This window comes from Limobrevibacterium gyesilva, from assembly GCF_025989185.1.
GTDB classification, from domain to species: Bacteria; Pseudomonadota; Alphaproteobacteria; order Acetobacterales; family Acetobacteraceae; genus Limobrevibacterium; species Limobrevibacterium gyesilva.
Window position 1 is genome coordinate 397,743 of record NZ_JAPDNT010000002.1, and the last position, 13,446, is coordinate 411,188.

Consider the following 13,446-nt stretch of genomic DNA (forward strand, 5'->3'; position numbering starts at 1 on the left):
TTCGCAAGCCCGTTGCCCCGGCGGGTCAGCAAGCCGATATTGGGCCTTGCGTGCCACCCCAGCGCCGAAAGCCGCCGATGCAGAAAACCGAATGGGAAATCCCGCTGAACCTGCAGCCGGACCCGGATGATTACGATTTCGACCTCGAACGCGCTCTGCGCGCGGTCGTGGGCGTGCGCGCGAACGTCCCGGCCGACGCTTTCACCGCCAGCACGCTGGGCACCGAGCGCACCGGCAACGGCGTCGTCATCCGCGCGGAGGGGCTGGTGCTGACCATCGGCTACCTGGTGACCGAGGCTGAGACGGTGTGGCTGATCACCGCGGACGGCCGCGCCGTGCCCGGCCATCCCTTGGCGTACGACCAGGCCACCGGCTTCGGCATCGTGCAGGCCCTGGGCAAGCTCGACCTGCCGGCGCTGGAACTGGGCGATTCCGAATCCATCCCGGTCGGCGCCGAGGTCGTCGTCGCCGCCGGCGGCGGCCGCCCTCACGCCATCGAGACCAAGGTGGTGGGACGGCAGGAATTCGCGGGCTATTGGGAATACCTCATCGACAACGCCATCTTCACCTCCCCCGCCCATCCGTTCTGGAGCGGTTCCGCCCTGATTGGCCGCGACGGTCGCCTGCTCGGCATCGGCTCGCTGATCCTGCAGCAGGGCGACGGCAAGCGGCGGATGGACATGAACATGATCGTGCCCGTCGCCCTGCTGCGTCCGGTGCTGGACGAGTTGCTGGCCACCGGCCGCAGCGGCCGCTCCCCGCGCCCCTGGCTGGGGATGTACGCCATGGAGGGCGATGGCGGCCTGATCGTCGGCGGCCTGGCCGATGACGGTCCGGCTGCCCGCGCCGGCGTGCAGGCCGGCGACCGTATCCTCGCCGTGGGCGACGAGGAAGTCACCGAACTGGCCAGCCTCTGGCGCAAGGTCTGGGCCAGCGGCAACGCCGGCAGCACGGTGCTGCTGCGGCTTGGCCGTGATGCCGGCAACGTCGCCGTACGGGTCAAAAGCGCCGATCGGGCCAGCTACCTGCGCGCGCCCCGCCTGCATTAGGACGTTCAGGCGGCCGTGCCACGCGCGATCGCCCATAATTCATCACGTCTTCGTTTTCATAGCCCGATCAACACAGCGTGACTGGATTATCCCGCTGCCGCGCCGAAAGATGGGCTCGCCGGAATAGAACCTTGGGGGGAACCTCATATGGCCGGGTGGCTGGTAACCACTCTTCGGGCGTATCCGGAGATCGCGATCTTTCTCGCACTCGCCATCGGGTTTCTGATCGGCCCAATCAAGCTCTACGGATTCAACCTCGGCAACGTAACCGGCACGCTGATCGCCGCGGTGATCATCGGACAGCTCGGCATCACGATCTCGCCAAATGTCAAGGCGGCGTTCTTCATCCTGTTCATCTTCGCCGTCGGATACGGCGTCGGGCCGCAATTCGTCCGCGGCCTGGGCAAGGAGGGGCCGCGACAGATCGGCTTCTCCCTGGTCATCCTCGCCCTGTGCCTGCTCATGTCCTACCTGTCCGCCAGAATCGCCGGGCTCAGCGTCGGCTATGCTGCCGGCCTGTATGCAGGATCGCAGACGATTTCAGCCTCGATCGGCGTCGCCACCGACCAGATCGGCCGGCTCGGCCTGCCGGTCGACCAGGCCAGGCTGTACGTGGACCAGATCCCGATCGGCTACGCGGTCACCTATATCTGGGGCACGATCGGGTCGGCGCTCATTCTCGCCCAGCTTGGCCCCAGGCTCATCGGCGTGAACCTGCCGCAGGCGTGCAAGGACTACGAACAGCTTATGGGCGGCGGTGCGGGCGGCAGCGAACCCGGCTCGGTCATCGCCTACCATCGTGTGGAACTGCGCGCCTACCGCATCACTGCGGACAGCAACATGGCCGGCCCGCCGGTGACGGAGTTGCTGCCGGGAATGCGCGTGTTCGTCGAGCGTGTCCGCAGGGGCACGCAGATCATCGAAGCGGACCCGACCACGACCCTGCAAGTGGGAGACATCGCGGCCATCTCCGGCCCGCGGCAGCTACTCGTGGAACGGATCGAAGCCGTTGCGCCGGAAGTCGATGACCCCGAGTTGCTCGACATGCCTGCCGAGGTTGTCGACGTTTTTGTCACCAGCAAGATCGCCAGCGGCAAGACCCTGCGCGAGCTGTCGGTGGCCCCGTACGCCCGCGGCGTCTACCTCAGCAAGATCATGCGCAATCTCGTGGAGATCCCGATCCTGCCGGAAACCGAGATCCTCCGCGGTGATGTGCTGACAATCGGTGGTGCGCGGCGACACGTCGAGACATTGATCGCCCAGATCGGCTACGCCGACCGTCCGGTCGAGACGACGGACATCGCCTTCGTCGGCGCCGGCATCGTGATCGGCGGTCTCATCGGTGCGCTCAGCTACAAATGGGGCGGAATCCCGCTGAGCCTGTCCACCAGTGGTGGCGCTCTGCTCTCCGGCCTCGTGCTCGGCTGGCTTCGGACCGTGCATCCCACCTTCGGGCGCATCCCCGGGCCCGCGCTGTGGTTGATGAACACGCTGGGCCTCAACATCTTCATCGCCGTGGTCGGCATCTCCGCCGGCCCCGGCTTCGTCGCCGGCCTGAAGGAGGTCGGCATAAGCCTGTTCATCTGGGGCGTCGTCGCGACATCGATCCCGATGATCCTGTCGGTCTATATCGGCCACTATATCTTCAAGTTCCACCCCGCCATCCTGTTCGGCGCCTGTGCCGGCGTGCGTACCACCACGGCCGCGCTCGGCATGATCCAGGAGGCGGCAAAGAGCAACATTCCCGCCCTGGGCTACGGGATGCCGTACGCCATCGGCAACACGCTACTGACCATCTTCGGCATGGTCATCGTGCTGCTGTTTGCCTGAATCTTTCTGGAAGCGATCAACCACTGGCCACACCGGAGACGATCATGGAAACCGTGACGCTGCGGAATTTCGAAGCCCTGAGCCCATTCGAGATCAAGGACGAGCTGATCAAGCTCGCCAAGGCGACGGCACAAAAGGAACAGCTCGCCTTCCTGAACGCTGGCCGCGGCAACCCGAACTGGATTGCGACAACGGCGCGTGACGGATTCTTCCTGTTCGGCCAGTTCGCCTTGAGCGAAAGCCGCCGCGTGATGGAGGACCCCGCCGGCCTGGGCGGCATGCCCCAGATGAAGGGCATCGCCGGGCGCCTCGATATGTGGCTGACCAGGCATGCGGACATGCCGGGCGCCGACTTCCTCAAGTCCATGGTTGCCTTCGCGATCAGCAAGTTCGGCTTCGATCGCGATGCATTCGTGCACGAGCTCGCGGATTCCATCATCGGCGACAACTATCCGGTCCCTGACCGGATGCTCGCCCACAACGAGCAAATCGTGCACGAATACCTGATGTGGGCGATGTGCGGCGAGCCGCGCCCGTCCGGCCAATTCGACCTCTTTGCGGTCGAGGGCGGAACCGCCGCGATGTGCTACATCTTCAAGTCGCTGAAGGCCAACCGCCTGCTCAACGCCGGCGACACGATCGCACTTGGCACACCGATCTTCACCCCGTATCTCGAAATGCCGGAGCTCGAGGACTACGGCCTCAACGTCGTGCCTGTGCAGGCGCCCCAGGAAAACAGGTTCCAGTTCACCGATGAGCAGCTGAAGAAGCTCGAGGACCCGAAGGTCAAGGCCTTCTTCCTCGTCAACCCCGGCAACCCCACCGCGATGGCCGTCAGTCCGGAAACCCTCGACAAGATCGTAACGCTCGTGAAGACGAAGCGCCCGGATCTGATCCTGTTGACGGACGACGTCTATGGTACCTTCGTGAAGGGTTTCCGTTCCCTGCTGGGCGCGTTGCCGCAGAACACCATCGGCGTGTACTCGTATTCGAAGTATTTCGGCTGCACCGGCTGGCGTCTCGGTGTCATCGCCGTGCATCAGGACAACATCCTGGACGCCGCGATCGCCAAGCTGCCGGAATCCACGCTCGCTGCCCTGGACACGCGCTATTCCACGCTGACGCTGGAGCCACGCAAGCTCAAGTTCATTGACCGGCTCGTCGCTGACAGCCGCGATGTCGCCCTGAACCACACGGCCGGGTTGTCCCTGCCGCAGCAGGTCATGATGACCCTCTTCTCGCTCTGCGAACTCATGGATGCCGAGAAGCGCTACCAGGATGCCTGTATCGCGATCGTTCACGACCGGTTCTGGTTGATGGTGAAGAGCCTGGGTCTCGAGCTCGCGCCGAACCCGCTATATGATTTCTATTACGGCCTGATCGATTTCGAGTTCTGGGCTCGTAAGAATGTCGGCGAAGAGGTCGTTGACTACATGAAAAAGAACGTGCATCCGCTCGATATCGTCTTCCGCCTGGCCGAGGATTACGGAATCGTGCTGCTGAACGGTGGCGGGTTCCATGCACCGGACTGGTCGGCGCGCGTCTCTTTCGCCAACCTGCCGGACCAGGTCTACAGCGACATCGGCCGCGCCGTGCGCGCAGTCGCGCGGGGCTACCTGCAGGCTTATCAGGCAACGAAAAAGAGCACCGCGTGAAAAGGCCTCGGCCGCAGGCCACAGGGGCAGCGCGATGCCGCTGATCGACTGGCTGGTCGGTGCCCTGCGACACCATCCGGAGGTGACGTTCTTCGTCACCATCGGAATCGGCTACATGCTCGGCAAGCTGAGGTTCGGCAAGTTCACCCTCGGTGCCGTCACCGGAACGCTGCTCGCCGGCGTCCTGGTCGGCCAGCTTGGCGTGACGGTATCCTCCGACGTGAAGCAGTGCTTCTTCCTTTTGTTCCTCTTCTCCATCGGCTACCGCTGCGGGCCGCAATTCTTTCGTGGCCTGAGAACCGAGGGTCTGGCCATGGCCGCGGTCTCGGCGATCATCGCCGTCACCGGCCTGGTCGTTGCCTATGCCGCCAGTCGCGTGCTCGGCTACGATCCCGGCACCGGAGGCGGCCTCATCGCCGGCGCGCTCACGGAGTCGGCGACGATCGGCACGGCGGGCGATGCGATAACCCGCCTGCCCATCGCCGATGCGCAGAAAGCGGCGCTGATCAACAATATCCCCGTCGCCTTCGCCGTCACCTATCTGGTCGGCGTGATCGGGGCAGCCTGGTTCCTGGCCCAGATCGCCCCCCGTATCCTGGGCATCGACCTTGTGCAGGCCTGCAAGGATTACGAACTGCAGATGGGCGGCGGCAAAGCCAGGGAGCCCGGCCTGATCTCCAGCTACCGCGCCGTCGAGATGCGCGCCTACCGCATTCCCGACGGCAGCAGCGTCATCGGCAAGCCCGTGGCGCAGATATTTCCAGGTGTGCGCGTATTCGTCGAACGCATCAGGCGCGGCGCACAGCTCATCGACGCGGACCAGGACACGGTGCTGCAACCCGGCGACGTGGCCGCGATCTCCGGGCCGCGAAAGCGGCTGGTGGAGTCGGTCGAAGCGGAACTTCCGGAAGTGGAAGATCCCGAGCTTCTGGATATGCCTGCCGAGGTTCTTCCGGTCGTCGTCACCAGCCAGGCGGTGCACGGCCAAACTCTCAGCGAGCTGTCCACGATCCCCAGCGCACGCGGCGTCTATCTGCGCAGGATCCTCCGCAACCGCACGGACGTTCCGATCCTGCCAGCCACCACGGTGTCGCGTGGCGACGTGCTCACCCTCGTCGGCACCCAGGCCCATCTGGAGGCCGCTGTGCGGGCGATCGGGCGGACCGAGCACCCGACCGAAACCACGGACATGGTGTTCGTATCCGCCGGCATCGTGGCGGGCGCGCTGATCGGCATTCCCGCGCTGGCTTTCGGCAAGCTCGAGATCGGGCTGTCGCTCAGCGTCGGCGTCCTGCTCGGAGGGTTGCTGTGGGGCTGGCTGAACTCGCTGCGCCCGATCCCCGGCAGCATCCCCGGCCCGGCACTGTGGATCTTCGAATCCCTCGGGCTTGCCGGATTCGTGGCCGTGGTCGGTCTGGCGGCCGGGCCGGACTTCGTGCGCGGGCTGCAGACCAGCGGCCCCAGCCTGCTGCTCGCGGGCGCCGTCACGGTGCTCATCCCCCACCTCGTGGGCGTGCTGACTGGCTATCACATCTTCAAGATGCATCCGGGCATCCTGCTGGGCGTCTGCGCCGGCGCGGGAACTGCCACGCCCGCCCTCGCCGCGGTCCAGGAGGCGGCCAAGAGTACGGTCCCCACCCTCGGCTACGGCGTCTCCTACGCCGTGGGCAACGTGCTGCTGGCGCTTTGGGGCACCGTCATCGTGGCGCTACTGGCCTGACGCCGCCACGCTGGCATTCTCCCGGAACCGGGTGATCCGGAACGGCGCCAGCGGGAAATTGCTGCCGCCATCCGCCACCAGTTCCGCCAGGATCGCCCCGGTCACCGGGCCCATCTGGAATCCGTGCGCGGAGAATCCGAATGCATGGAACGCTCCCTCCTCTGTGCTGCTCGGCCCCAGCACGGGGATGTCGTCGGGCATGCGGCTCTCGATGCCCGACCATGTCCGCACGATCTGCGCGTCCCGCATCACCGGGAACAATGTCGCCACCGTCTGCGCACTGATCACCAGCTTGCGGAAGTCCACGCTCGACGTCTCGCCCGCGAGGTCCGGCACGCCGCGATGCCCGCCGCCGATCAGCACGCTGCCGTTGGGCGCCTGCTTGAACGACAATTTCCGGCCCACGCCGATCACCACCGGCTCGACGAACGGCGGGACCGGCGCCGTCACCATCATCATCGGCGCGATCGCCTCCAGCGGCACCGGCTCGCCCAGCATCGCCGCCACCGTGGCCCCCCAGGCGCCGCCGGTGTTGACCAGGAATTTCGCCTCTACCTTCCCGGCACTGCTGTCCACGTGCCACACGCCCGCGCGCCGCGCGAAGCCCGTCGCGCGCACCTCCTCGAACACCCGCACGCCCGCCCGCCGCGCGGCGGCGCCAAAGGCCATGGTGGTGTGATAAGGGCTTGCGAACCCGTCCCCGCGCGCGATCAGCCCGCCCACGCAATGCGGCGCCAGCGCCGGCACCACGCGATACAGCTCGTCGCGCCCGATCAGCTCCTCATGGGCGTATCCCAGCGACGCCACCATTTCGGCCCGCGCGCGCAACGTGGCGAACTCCGCCTCGGTTTCCGCCACCGCCACCTGGCCACTCACCTTGAACCCGCAATCCGCGCCGACCAGGTCCTCGATGCGCAGCCACATCTCCATGGAGGCAACGGATAGCGGTATCTCCGCGGGATCGCGCAACAGCCGCCGCACGCCGCCGGCATTCACACCGGAGGCATGCCGCCCCACCCCGTTCTTCTCCAGCAGGATCACCGAGAACCCGCGTTGCGCGATCTGCAATGCCGCCGAGCAGCCCTGGATCCCGCCGCCCACCACCAGCACGTCGGCGGTCAGCGTCATGCGCCGGAGACGTCCAGCGCTGCCAGTTCCCCCACGGTGATCGGCTTCAGCGGCGGACGGATGCGGTAATAGCCCACCTCCTCCACCCCCACGCCGCGCGCCTCGGCGATCAGCTCGGACACCACCGGCCCGCACATCCGACCCTGGCACGGCCCCATGCCGGCACGCAGGAAGCTCTTGGCCTGGTTGGGACCCAGGCATCCCTGCTGCACCACGCCACGGATCGCGCCCGCCGTCACTTCCTCGCAGCGACACACCATCACCGCGTCGGCCGGACGCAGGATCGCGGCCGGCGGGGCATACAGCCGATCCAGGAACGGTCGGATCGCCAGGTGCGCGGCCCGCCCACGCAGGTCCGCCGCCGCCAGCGCATCGCGGCCGGCGGCATCGGCAACCCCCAGCCGGCGCAGCACCTCGGCCGCGGCGATGCGGCCGGCATGCTCCGCCGCCCGCGCCCCGCCGATCCCCGCCCCGTCGCCGGCCACCAGAACGCCATCCACGCTGCTGTTGCCCCACGCATCGGTGCAGGCGCGGAAGCAGTGCTGCACCGCGTCCCAGTCATGCACGCAGCCAATCGACCGCGTGATCTGCTGCGCCGGGATCACGCCCTCATGCAGCGCCACCAGATCGGCACTCAGCCACATCGGGCGGCCACGGCTGCGGAACGAGATGTCCGTCACTTCCGACGTGCCCTGCAGCGCGATATCCGTCACGCGCCGGAAGATCGGCACCCCGGCCCGCCGCAGCCGCAGCTTCAGCGCCAGCCCCTTCACCAGGTATCCGAACCCGGCCCCGCGCAGCGCCGCCGGCAGATGCCGCAAGGCCGCCTGCTCGTTGGCGCGCGCGGTGGTATCCAGCACCGCGGTGATGCGGGCACCCAGTGCCAGGCACTGCCCGGCCAGCAGGTACAGCAGCGGCCCCGAGCCCGCGAGCACCATGCCCTCCGGCACCACGCCGGCGGATTTCAGCATCACCTGCACGGCGCCCGCGGTCATCGCGCCCGGCAGCGTCCAGCCAGGCACCGGCACCGGCCGCTCCATCGCCCCGGTGGCCACGACCACATTGCGTGCCTGCAACAGCTCCGAACGCCCGCCGCGGCTCAGCCAGACCTCGTGCGCGGCGTCCGACCCGTCGGCTGGCGAGATCTGCCACACCGTGCTCTGCGACCGGTATTCCGCGCCGAACGTGCGGAACAGCGTCACCAGCTCGTCGCCATGCGCGTAATCCGGGCCCAGCGCCTCGAACAGCTCGGGCTGGCGGGCGGTCATGCCCTCCACCGCACGATAGATCTGCCCGCCCGGCGCCGGCTGCTCGTCGACCAGCACCACGCGCGCCTGCCGCTCCGCCAGCAGCGTGGCGGCCGCGAGGCCCGCCGGCCCGGCGCCGATGACGACGGCGTCGTACGCCCCGGTCACGCTGCCGTCTCCGCGGCGGGATCGGACTCGAGCGCCTTCGCCCCGCGCTGCCGCCGCACCCGCATGCCGGGCGCCACCTGGGTCATGCAGGCCTGGCGGCTGGCCACGCCGTCGATCTCCACCAGGCAGTCGAAGCACGCGCCCATCATGCACCACGGCGCCCGCGGCGCGCCGGACACCGGGGTCGCGCGAAAGCTGCGCAGCCCGGCGGCCAGCAGCGCCGCGGCCACGCTGTCGCCCGGCCGCGCCGTCACCTCCCGCCCCTCGAAGCTGAAGCTGATATCCGCGCGTGCATCCTCAAGCCGCCTGAACATGGAACCGCCTGCTGGAAAATACGTCGAAGCCCGACGGAAGCGCGCCCGCGAGGATCGCCGGCGCAAGCTCCAGCGCATGCGCGCCGGCCAGCGTCACGCCGCTATGGCAGGTCGCGGCGAAGGCGCCGGGATGGGTCCGTGACTGCTCGTAGATCGGATACCCGTCGGGCGTCATCACCCGCAGCGCGCCCCATACGCGCACGATGTTGGCGTCCTTCAGGCCCGGGAACATCACCAGATTGCGCGCCGCGATATCCTGCATCACCGGCACGGTGGTGCCGTTGTCGAAGCCAACGTCCTCCTGGCTGTCGCCGAGCAACACCGAGCCCTCGTCGGTCTGGCGCACCACATGCGTCGCGTAGTCCAGGAACGGCCTCATCCGCTCGGTGACGATGATCTGCCCCCGCAACGGCGTCACCGGCATGTCCAGCCCCACCATCGGCGCCAGCTTGCGGCTGCCCAGCCCGGCCGCGATCACCAGCTTCGCGCAGGCGAAGCGCTCGGCCCCGGCCTGCAGCGTGAACCCGCCGCCCTCGCCGCCGGCGATGGCATCGACCGTGCGCCCCGGCAGGTAGGCGCCGCCCAGCTTCAGCAGCGCCGCATGCAGCGCGCGCAGCAGCTTCAGCGGATTGGCATGCCCGTCGATCGGGCAATAGGACGCACCGACCACGCCGTCGCCGATGGCCGGCACCATTGCCTTCATCTCCGCCCGCCCGACCATCCTGGTGCCGGAGCCGCCGCTTTCGTTGTGCATGCGCTGGATCATCTCCGCGCGCGCCTCCAGCTCGGCGTCGTTCAGGCAGAAATGCAGGCCGCCGGGCTGGCGCAGCGCCACGTCCAGTTCGGTCGCCTGCAGCAACGCGGCGGCAAGCTGCGGCCAGACCTCTGACGACCGGCGCGACCAATGCGCGTAAGGCGGCATTCCCGCGCCTTTGCTCTGCACCCAGACCAGCCCGAAATTGCCGCGCGCGGCGCGATAGGCGACGTCGCCCTCGTCCAGCAGCGCCACGCTGGCGCCCTGACGCGCGGCGCCCCAGGCGATAGCGCCGCCCACCAGTCCGCCGCCGATCACGATCAGGTCGTACGCCTTCATCCCTTCTCCGCCGAAAAGGGCCGGTTGGGCCCAGCACTTGCCGGAAATTCCGCAGCCCCAAAGCGTCGCACCACCATCCCGCCCCGTCAAACCGCTCGCTGCCGGGCCGCATTGTTCGGTTTGGGGCTTGCCTTCCCCGCGCATTCGGTCGATCTGCCCCGGCTTAGTACCCGGTCCGCCGGACAAGGAGAGCAGGCTGCCGTGATTCGCTGGCTGGACCGTGCGGCGCTCGCCGCCACCCTCGTGCTGCCCGCCTTCATCATGCACGGGCGCGCGGTGGCGGAGGTGCTGATCGGCATCATCGGCCTCGCCTTCCTGCTGCGCTGCGCGGCCCTGCGCGACTGGTCCTGGCTGCGTCACGGCTGGGTAAAAGTAGGAGCGGCGTGGTGGGCCTGGGTGATCGTCTGCTCGCTGCCGGGCATCGGCATCGGCGGCACGAAGTCGCTGCTGCAGGCGTTGGCGCTCGGGCGCTTCCTGGTGCTGGTGGCGGCACTGGAGCACGCGGTCCTGGCTGCCCCCGCCGCGCGGCAATGGCTGCAGCGCGTGCTGACCGCCTGTAGCCTCTACATCGCCGGCCAGTCGCTGCTGCAGGCCGCCACCGGGCGCAACCTGCAGGGCTTCCCCCGCTACGGCGAAGGCGAGCTGACCGGCCCATTCCTCCACCCGCGCGCCGCCGCCCCGCTGTCGCGGCTGCTGTTTCCGACGCTGCTGCCCCCGGTCGCACGCCTGCTGAACAACGGCATTGCCGCCAAGCTGGGGGCGGCGGCGCTGACCATCGCCGGCATCGGCACCATCGTCCTGATCGGCCAGCGCATGCCGGTGCTGCTGACCCTGCTGGGCCTCGTCGTCTCCGGCCTGATGCTGCGCCGCCTGCGTGCGCTGGTGGCCACCGCGATTCTGGCCGGCGCCCTGCTGCTGGCCGCCTCGGTCGTGGTGTCGCCGCCCACCTTCTACCGGCTGGTCACGAAGTTCTCGGCCCAGATGGAGGATTTCCCGAACAGCGACTACGGCCTGATCGGCGCCCGCGCCGCTTTCATCGCCCTCGACCATCCAATTTTCGGCCAAGGCTATGACGGCTTCCGCAACGTCTGCGAGGACCCGCACTATTTCCGCGCCTGGTCGCGCAGCACCGACTACGCGGCCGACGGCGGCGGCGCGCGCATCTGCACCATCCATCCGCACAACCACTATCTGGAAGCCCTCACCGAAGCCGGCTTCCCCGGCCTGCTGCTGTTCTGCGCCCTGGTGGTCGCCTGGCTGCGCGGGCTGCTGCGCGGCATCGGCCGCGACCCGGACCCGCTGCGCGTCGGCTTGTTCGTGGCCGCCCTGATCCAGGAATGGCCGATCGCCTCGGCCAGCAGCTTCACTGCCATCGAGATCGGCGGCTTCTTCTTCCTGATGCTCGGCTACGGCCTCGCCATCGCCCGCGCGGCGCCGGTCCGCGATACGCTGCAAGGCCGCGACGCCGCCTCCAGCACCGCGCCGATATCGCCGTCCGCGGGCAGGCCCATCACGTGATGGCTGTGCCATAGCGCGTAGTACAGCAGGCTCCAGGCCCGCTGCGGATTGGCCTCGGCGGCGGCGAAGGCCGCGGCCACCTGGTCGGCCGGCAGCACCTCGGCGATCCCAGGCTGGGCGGCCACCAGCCGGCCCAGCGTCAGGCCCTGCGCGGCCATCCAGGCCCCGACCGGCGGCTTGAACCCCTTCTTGCGGGCGTAGGCACCAGCCTCGGGAAAGGCGCGCGCCAGCCAGTCGCGCAGCAACACCTTGCCGAAGCGCAGCCCCACCTTCTCGGCATCCGGCAGCCGGAATGCGAAATCCGCCACCACCGGATCGAGGAACGGCGTCCGCCCCTCCACCCCATGCGCCATCAGGCAGCGGTCCAGCTTGGTCAGCAGGTCGTTCGGCAGCCATTCCAGCACATCGACTTCCTGGGTGGCCTGCAACGGCGACCGGCCGGCCGCCACAGCGCCCTCGGCCGCGGCAATGCCGTCCCGCCACCCCGCCAGCGCCGCCACCCCACCGAACAGCCCCTTGGTACGCGGCTTGCGGGCAAGCCAGCGCCACGGCGCGCGGCGCTTGCGATAGCGGCTGTAGCCACCGAACAGCTCATCCGCCCCCTCGCCGCACAGCGTCACCTTCAGGCTGCCGGCGGCGGCTTGGCCGAGCATGTAGGTCGGCAGCACCGCGGCATCGGCCGTGGGATCGTCGATGGCTGCGGCAATGCGCGGCGCCAGCGTCCAGAAATCCCGCGCGGTCATCTCTAGCCGGTGGCACGCGGCTCCCATCACCTTGGCCAGCCGTGCCGCCTCGTGGCTCTCATCGACCGCCCCCGCGCCCTCCCAGCCCACCGTCAGCGCCTGGATCCGTTGCCCGGTCGCGCGCGTCATCAGCGCCAGCAATGCCGCGGAATCGATGCCGCCCGACAGGAACAGCCCATACGGCACGTCGGAGCGCAGATGCACAGCCACGCTGTCGAGCAGAACCGCATCCAGCTTGTGCATCGCCTCGGCATGGCCGATCGGCTCCGGCGGCCCGGGCGGCAGCGCGGCGCGGCGGCGGCGCTCGACGATGGCGCCGCGCTCGATCACCAGCGTCTCGCCCGGCAGCACCCGCTCGATCCCCGGGAAGGCGGTTTCCGCCCCCGTGGTGAACTTCAGTTGCAGCAGCTCCGCGCGCTGCCGGGGTGCGGCGGCGGCGCGGGCGAACCCGGCGGCGATCAGCGCCTGCGGCTCGGAGGCGAAGGCGAAGGCCGTCACCATCTGCACGTAATACAGTGGCTTGATGCCGAACGGGTCGCGCGTCAGCACCACCCGCCCACGCGCGGGATCGTGGATGGCAAGAGCGAACATCCCGCGCAGCCGCGCGGCGAAATCCTCCCCCTCGGCCTCGTACAGGAACAGGGCCGGCTCACAATCCGAGCGGGTTCGGAACGGCGTGCCCGCCATCTGCGCGCGCAGCTCGGGGTTGTTGTAGATCTCGCCATTGCCCACCAGCGCTGCGCCGGACGGCGCGAACAGCGGCTGGTCGCCGGTCTCCAGGTCGATGATCGCAAGCCGCGTATGCACCAGCGCGGTGTCGCCGCGCACCAGCCGCCCCTGCCCATCGGGCCCGCGATGCGCCAGCGCCGCCAGCAGCCGGTCCAGCACCGCCTGGTCCGGCGCGCTGCCATCCCGCATCATCACGCCGGCGATTCCGCACATGGCCCGTTCCTTTCCGGCGCTGCGTCTATACCGCCAGCG

At 68.7% G+C, this 13,446-nt stretch carries 10 protein-coding genes; 5 read left to right on the forward strand and 5 right to left on the reverse strand.

Annotated features, from left to right (window positions below; all coding sequences use genetic code 11):
- Positions 1-77: 77 nt before the first annotated feature.
- The 4 genes from OL599_RS05790 to aspT (OL599_RS05805) all read left to right on the forward strand — a co-directional run bounded on the left by OL599_RS05790 (position 78) and on the right by aspT (OL599_RS05805) (position 6,254).
- Positions 78-1,049 carry a S1C family serine protease gene (locus tag OL599_RS05790; protein ID WP_264712704.1) on the forward strand — a complete coding sequence of 324 codons (972 nt, stop codon included), beginning with the start codon at positions 78-80 and terminating at the stop codon, positions 1,047-1,049.
- 147 nt (positions 1,050-1,196) lie between these two features.
- The gene (gene aspT, locus OL599_RS05795) at positions 1,197-2,879 is read left to right on the forward strand and encodes an aspartate-alanine antiporter (protein ID WP_264712705.1); all 1,683 of its coding nucleotides are present in this window, start codon (positions 1,197-1,199) and stop codon (positions 2,877-2,879) included.
- Positions 2,880-2,923: 44 nt separating this feature from the next.
- Positions 2,924-4,534 carry a bifunctional aspartate transaminase/aspartate 4-decarboxylase gene (locus tag OL599_RS05800; RefSeq protein ID WP_264712706.1) on the forward strand — a complete coding sequence of 537 codons (1,611 nt, stop codon included), beginning with the start codon at positions 2,924-2,926 and terminating at the stop codon, positions 4,532-4,534.
- Positions 4,535-4,568: 34 nt separating this feature from the next.
- Positions 4,569-6,254 carry an aspartate-alanine antiporter gene (gene aspT / locus OL599_RS05805; protein ID WP_264712707.1) on the forward strand — a complete coding sequence of 562 codons (1,686 nt, stop codon included), beginning with the start codon at positions 4,569-4,571 and terminating at the stop codon, positions 6,252-6,254.
- Here the strand turns inward: aspT (OL599_RS05805) and OL599_RS05810 are convergent.
- From OL599_RS05810 to OL599_RS05825, 4 genes are read right to left on the reverse strand one after another with little or no spacing between them, the layout of a single operon-like run.
- Positions 6,243-7,382, reverse strand: coding sequence for an NAD(P)/FAD-dependent oxidoreductase (locus tag OL599_RS05810; protein ID WP_264712708.1), 1,140 nt, complete (start codon positions 7,380-7,382; stop codon positions 6,243-6,245). The genes aspT (OL599_RS05805) and OL599_RS05810 overlap by 12 nt on opposite strands.
- Entirely contained in the window at positions 7,379-8,797 is a 1,419-nt protein-coding gene (locus tag OL599_RS05815) for an FAD/NAD(P)-dependent oxidoreductase (protein WP_264712709.1), read from the reverse strand. The genes OL599_RS05810 and OL599_RS05815 overlap by 4 nt, the downstream gene beginning before the upstream one ends.
- Positions 8,794-9,111, reverse strand: a complete 318-nt coding sequence (locus OL599_RS05820) for a (2Fe-2S)-binding protein (protein WP_264712710.1) — start codon at positions 9,109-9,111, stop codon at positions 8,794-8,796. Before OL599_RS05820 ends, OL599_RS05815 begins: the two co-directional genes overlap by 4 nt.
- Positions 9,095-10,204, reverse strand: a complete 1,110-nt coding sequence (locus OL599_RS05825) for an NAD(P)/FAD-dependent oxidoreductase (RefSeq protein ID WP_264712711.1) — start codon at positions 10,202-10,204, stop codon at positions 9,095-9,097. The genes OL599_RS05820 and OL599_RS05825 overlap by 17 nt, the downstream gene beginning before the upstream one ends.
- A 201-nt stretch (positions 10,205-10,405) precedes the next feature.
- On the opposite strand from OL599_RS05825, the gene OL599_RS05830 reads away from it, so the two are divergent.
- Entirely contained in the window at positions 10,406-11,722 is a 1,317-nt protein-coding gene (locus OL599_RS05830) for an O-antigen ligase family protein (RefSeq protein ID WP_264712712.1), read from the forward strand.
- Here OL599_RS05830 and asnB read toward each other — a convergent pair.
- The gene (gene asnB / locus OL599_RS05835; RefSeq protein WP_264712713.1) at positions 11,611-13,407 is read right to left on the reverse strand and encodes an asparagine synthase (glutamine-hydrolyzing); all 1,797 of its coding nucleotides are present in this window, start codon (positions 13,405-13,407) and stop codon (positions 11,611-11,613) included. The two genes, OL599_RS05830 and asnB, sit on opposite strands and share 112 nt — an antisense overlap.
- Positions 13,408-13,446 lie beyond the last annotated feature (39 nt).